The 2,453-nt window shown below is 48.9% G+C and carries 2 protein-coding genes; both read left to right on the top strand.

The window, feature by feature from the left end; all coding sequences use genetic code 11:
* The first annotated feature begins 60 nt into the window (after positions 1–60).
* Complete coding sequence (locus KW93_RS10215; protein WP_033542910.1) at positions 61–1,290, top strand: M16 family metallopeptidase; 1,230 nt, start codon at positions 61–63, stop codon at positions 1,288–1,290.
* A 106-nt stretch (positions 1,291–1,396) separates the two neighbouring features.
* Entirely contained in the window at positions 1,397–2,410 is a 1,014-nt protein-coding gene (locus tag KW93_RS10210) for an aspartate-semialdehyde dehydrogenase (RefSeq protein ID WP_033542911.1), read from the top strand.
* The last annotated feature ends 43 nt before the right edge of the window (positions 2,411–2,453 follow it).

Raw genomic sequence — 2,453 nt, 5'->3', positions numbered from 1 at the left:
TCTTATGCCTTTCAGAGCTGAACGGGCGCTTACGCTTTTCTAATTGGAGGGAAATCCAAAGTGGTAGATACTTTTATTTGCGATAACGGTGTACGGATCGTTTCAGAACAGATTCCTCATGTTCGTTCAGTGGCCGTCGGAATTTTTGTCAAGGCAGGCTCACGGGATGAAGAGCGGGAGGAAAACGGCATTACCCATTTTATCGAACATATGCTGTTCAAAGGTACGCCAACACGTTCGGCAAAAGAAATTGCAAGGGAATTCGACCGGATCGGCGGCGACATCAATGCGTACACATCCAAGGAATATACCTGCTATTACGCCAAAGTCATTGATGAACATGCAGGGCACGCAGTGAATATACTGTCGGATATGTTCTTTAATTCGCTTATGGATCCTGCTGAAATCGAACGGGAGCGCCAGGTGGTGCTGGAGGAAATCAGCATGACGGAAGATATGCCGGACGACGATGTGCACGAGCAGCTTTGGCGCGTCATGTATCCGCATCATTCGATGGGGGCTCCAATTCTCGGCAGTGAAACGACATTGAAGAAGTTCGATGCTGCGGCCATCCGGGATTTCATGGACCGCTTTTATACACCTCACAATTCGGTTGTATCGGTGGCAGGGAACATATCACCCGCTTTGATCCAGCAAATCGCGGGTGTTTTCGGCAACTTCAAACGAAGCGATTACCGGAAACCTTACCAGGCCCCAGGATTCACAGCCGGAACATCCATCAGGCACAAAGACATTGAACAGGGACATCTTTGCTACGGTTACCCCGGCTTGTCGATAAATGATCCGCATCTTTACGATATGGCAGTCATGAATAATATTCTGGGCGGCACCATGTCATCACGCCTTTTCCAGGAAATCAGGGAAGAGCGGGGACTCGCCTATTCCATTTACTCCTATCATTCCGCTTATTCGGATCATGGCACATTGGCAATTTACGGCGGCACTTCAAATGAACAGCTCCCGGAACTGCAGGAGAAAATTTTGGAATCCATCCGCACGATGTATACAGCCGGGCTGACGAAGCAGGAAGTAGTCGATTCCAAGGAACAGTTCAAAGGCAATCTGCTGCTCGGCATGGAAAGCACGAGTGGCCGTATGAGCCGCAACGGCAAGCACGAATTACTCCTCGGCAAACATATTACCTATGATGAAGTTTTGAAAAAAATTGACGGAGTATCACTTGAAAAAGTGCAGTACACATTGGAGCTTTTAAAAGATGCTCCTGCACAGTCGATCATTTGCCCGAAAGAGACATCCTCGCAAAGCTGAGGATGTTTTTCTTTTGATTTAGTACGTCAGTGCGCTGAATTGTGATAAAATGAATCCAATCATCTGTGAAGGAGAGAGCCAAGTGAAAACTTATAATATAGCGATCATGGGCGCAACAGGCGCCGTCGGACAGCAAATGAAGGAACAATTGGAGAAACGCGATTTTCCGGTAAACGAAATCCGTTTCCTTTCCTCAAAGCGTTCAGCAGGCAGTGAAATCGATTTTAACGGGAAAACATATATTGTGGAAGAAGCGGTGCCGGAATCATTCGAAGGCATCGACATTGCCCTGTTCAGTGCGGGAGGCAGCGTGTCGGAAAAGTTCGCTCCTGAAGCAGTTAAGCGCGGCGCAATCGTCATCGACAACACAAGCGCCTTCCGCATGAATCCGGAAGTTCCGCTGGTTGTACCCGAAGTCAATAAAAGCGATCTCGCATCGCATAACGGCATCATCTCCAACCCGAATTGCTCGACGATTCAAATGGTTTGTGCACTGCAGCCGCTCAAAGAGCAATTTGGACTGTCCAAAATTGTCGTGTCGACCTACCAGGCTGTATCAGGCGCTGGCATTGACGCCATCAATGAGCTGAAAGAGCAGGCTGATGCCGGTTTTAAAGGGGCGAAAGATGCTGCAGCTAAAATGCTGCCGGTGAAATCGGCCGAGAAACATTACCCGATTGCCTATAACGCCATTCCGCAAATCGATGTTTTCGCTGACAACGGCTATACGCTGGAAGAAATGAAAATGATCAATGAAACGAAGAAAATCATGCATGACGACAATCTGTCCGTTGCAGCAACCTGCGTCCGGCTGCCGGTCGTGACGGGCCATTCGGAGTCTGTATACGTTGAATTGCAGGCAGCACCGACGCTTCAGGAAGTGAAGGATTCCGTCGCTGAAGCTCCAGGTGTCACTTTGATGGACGATCCTTCGGCCCAAGTGTATCCAATGCCGCTGATGGCAGCCGGCCTTGACGATGTATTTGTCGGCCGCATCCGCCTGGACCTCGACAACCCGCAAGGTTTCCATATGTGGGTGGTTTCCGACAACCTGGTCAAAGGTGCAGCCCTGAACTCCGTACAAATTGCGGAAGCGCTGATTGAAGAAAAGATAATTTAATAAAACGATATTACGCAAAACAGCTTCGCTTTCCAAAACCCGT

Origin of the sequence: Planococcus sp. CAU13, assembly GCF_000775575.1 — a bacterium.
Classification (GTDB): Bacteria; Bacillota; Bacilli; order Bacillales_A; family Planococcaceae; genus Planococcus.
The sequence above is the reverse complement of the archived record's forward strand: the minus strand, read 5'-3'. Positions and strand labels throughout refer to the sequence as shown.

Excerpts from the sequence above, each read along its gene's own strand:
- KW93_RS10210 (WP_033542911.1), top strand. The coding sequence starts at position 1,397 with ATGGGCGCAACAGGCGCCGTCGGACAGCAAATGAAGGAACAATTGGAG.